This window comes from Dehalobacter sp. TeCB1 (assembly GCF_001707455.1).
GTDB classification, from domain to species: Bacteria; Bacillota; Desulfitobacteriia; order Desulfitobacteriales; family Syntrophobotulaceae; genus Dehalobacter; species Dehalobacter restrictus.
This window is the reverse complement of sequence record NZ_MCHF01000043.1, coordinates 1-2555: the sequence shown is the minus strand read 5'-3', so window position 1 is coordinate 2555 and position 2555 is coordinate 1. Positions and strand designations below refer to the sequence as shown.

Sequence of the window (2555 nt, the reverse complement as noted above, 5' to 3'; positions counted from 1 at the left end):
GTAATTGTCAAAAAGTAAGCACATGAGTAAAGAAAAGCCCAACCGCCAGGTTGGACAAAATCTACTTTATCTTTTTGTAACAGTTTTCCGGAAGCTCTTTCGACCAAGGAACAAACTTTTCGATCAGTTCCGGATGTTGGTCGAAATCGGTATTTGGCATCTGTTTTAATAAGTAAACCAGATATTCATAAACTTTTAAGTCATTGGACAACGCAGTCTGTACGATGCTATATACCACAGAACTATCGTGAGCACCACGATCTGTTTTCATCGTAACCCAATTTTTACGACCGATTGTAAACGGACGGATGCTTCGTTCGACAAGATTATTTGTTAGCTCGAGACGACCGTCTAAAAGAATATTTTCAAAGTAGCGCCACTGATTTAAAGCATAGTTTACCGCTTCATAAGCCGGGGATTTGGGCACTGTTTGTGGCTTGGTTTCTTTGAGCCACGTCAAAAAGGCATCCATTACCGGCTTTAACAGGGTAAGGCGCTTTTGTCGACGATTCTCGGGGTCAGCATTCTTGTATTTCTTTTCTATATGGGATAAGTAATCGCAGTACTCCTGCCCCTTAAAGCAAACCGTATTCTTTTGCTCCTCAGGGCTCAATGCTTTAATGGCATCCGTGAATTTGCGTTTAATATGAGCAAGGCAGCCAACCACTGTAATTCCTGGGTCAAGTCGATGGTAAACTTCATAGCCATCCGAATGCAGATAACCGGTATAATCTTTAAGGAATTCCTTTGCCGATTCCGCAGCACGGCTTTCATGGAATTCATAGTAGATAATCGGTTCATCATACACGCCGGTGCAATAAACCCAGACATAGCATTTTTTCTTGGAATCCCTGCCGTCCTGCTGTACAACTTTCGTCCATGTTTCATCAGCATGCAAGATATCTTTACTTAAGAGGATGCTTCTCATATGCGTGTAGATCCTTGAAAAGTATTCCTCTGAACAGCGCAGTATCCAGTTACACATATTTTGGCGGGAGATTCGGACACTGTCCATCCGGTCAAACTCACTTTCAATTCGGGCCAGAGGCAGCGCATTGGTATATTTACTGTTGATGATGCCTGCAATCAGTTCCGGTGTGGCAAAGCTTCCAGGTATCGGAAGCCTTGGCATATCCGCACGAATGAAGGGAATACGATTACCCTCACCTTGATTCTTTTCGCACTCACGGCAGGTGTAAACATGCCGCCGATGCTCCTCAACTTCAAAATGAGCTGGAACAAGTTTCAGGGTCTTTGTAACTTCTGTCTTCATATCATGCAAGGGACTGGCGCAGATCGGACAAGATCGCTTTTCGGATGGAAGCTCATGTTCAATGACAGTGACCTTTAAATCTCTGAAATCTTGCTCACGCTTACCCTTTTGCTTAAGTCTCCTAGGAGTCCTCTCGGTAGCTTCTTGAAAAGAAGGTTCCGGTGCTCCAGGTACAGCAGTGGCTTCGGCTTCATTGAAAAGGCAGAGTTGCTCTACACCATCAGGATAAGATACAGAATCGCCGCTTTGCCCATATTTTTGCTGGTTACCAAGACGGATCATTTCAATAAGCCGGTTCATGTTCTGGGTCAGTTCGGCAATGGCCATGTCCTGTCTCTCACAGTGTGCAGCCAGTTCAGCCTGTGACATTTCAATATAATTCAATTGCGGTTTTGAAGGTGTTTCTATCTTGTATTTCATATCATTATTCTACCAGAAATCCATCTGAATTAATAGAGTATACAGGTGCAAAAATGGCTGAAATACGCCAAAAACTTAATATTATTGCTGCATAATATAGGAATCTTTTCAAAGAACAGATCAAAGTAAAATTCTCTGTTTAACTGGCTTATGGGCAGTGGGCTGATCCATAGACAATCCATCCAAAAGCCAACGGAACTGGCGTTCAGAAACTTCAAGAACCTGTTTGTTCTTATAAAATTTCCAGCGAAAGATGCCGCGGCTTAGCTTACGATAGTAAAGCCACCAGCCATTATTCGACCAATGAAGGATCTTGCATTTATCGCAGCTTCGATTGCAGAAGACATAGAGACAATTGGCAAAAGGGTCCATTTGCAGCTGGGTCTGGACCAAGGCGGCTAGACCTTCGATGCTTTTTCGCATGTCGCAAGGTTTACAGGACAGGAATATTTTAACACCGATAGCATTCAGGTTCATAGGGAACAAATAGTGGCCATGGCCTCACGTAGGGTTTCCGTCTGAAAACCTGAGTACAGTTCGATAGAAACTGCCCCAATTTTAATAATGACCGGGACTTCCTTAGCTGATGCGGGTTTCAATTCAATAAAGGTTTCTTGTTTGGGATCCGATTTTGCTTCACGGTTGAGTTTGGTCAACCAATACCGCAGTGTAGAAATTTTTAAGTTGTTTTGTGAACACCATTCAGCTGCTGTTTGCCCGGATGCTCGAAAGTTCTCTACTTGCTGACGTCTGATGACGGATTGCTCTTTAATGCTCATCGATAATTCCTCCTTAGTTTGTACTAAGGATATTATCTCAACTCTAAACGCTTATTTCTATGTGTGGCGTTTTTGACAATTAC

General features: G+C 43.0%; 3 protein-coding genes. All 3 read right to left on the bottom strand.

From position 1 onward, the window contains the following. Nucleotides 1-61: 61 nt before the first annotated feature. A complete protein-coding gene (locus tag A7D23_RS10855) occupies nucleotides 62-1693 on the bottom strand; it encodes an IS66 family transposase (RefSeq protein WP_083221906.1) in 1632 nt (543 codons plus the stop codon). Nucleotides 1694-1813: 120 nt separating this feature from the next. Next, nucleotides 1814-2170, bottom strand: a complete 357-nt coding sequence (gene tnpB / locus A7D23_RS10850; RefSeq protein WP_068883808.1) for an IS66 family insertion sequence element accessory protein TnpB — start codon at nucleotides 2168-2170, stop codon at nucleotides 1814-1816. Continuing rightward, nucleotides 2167-2472: a hypothetical protein gene (locus A7D23_RS10845; RefSeq protein WP_068883806.1), complete on the bottom strand. Its 306-nt coding sequence runs from the start codon at nucleotides 2470-2472 to the stop codon at nucleotides 2167-2169. The genes tnpB and A7D23_RS10845 overlap by 4 nt, the downstream gene beginning before the upstream one ends. Nucleotides 2473-2555: the final 83 nt, after the last annotated feature.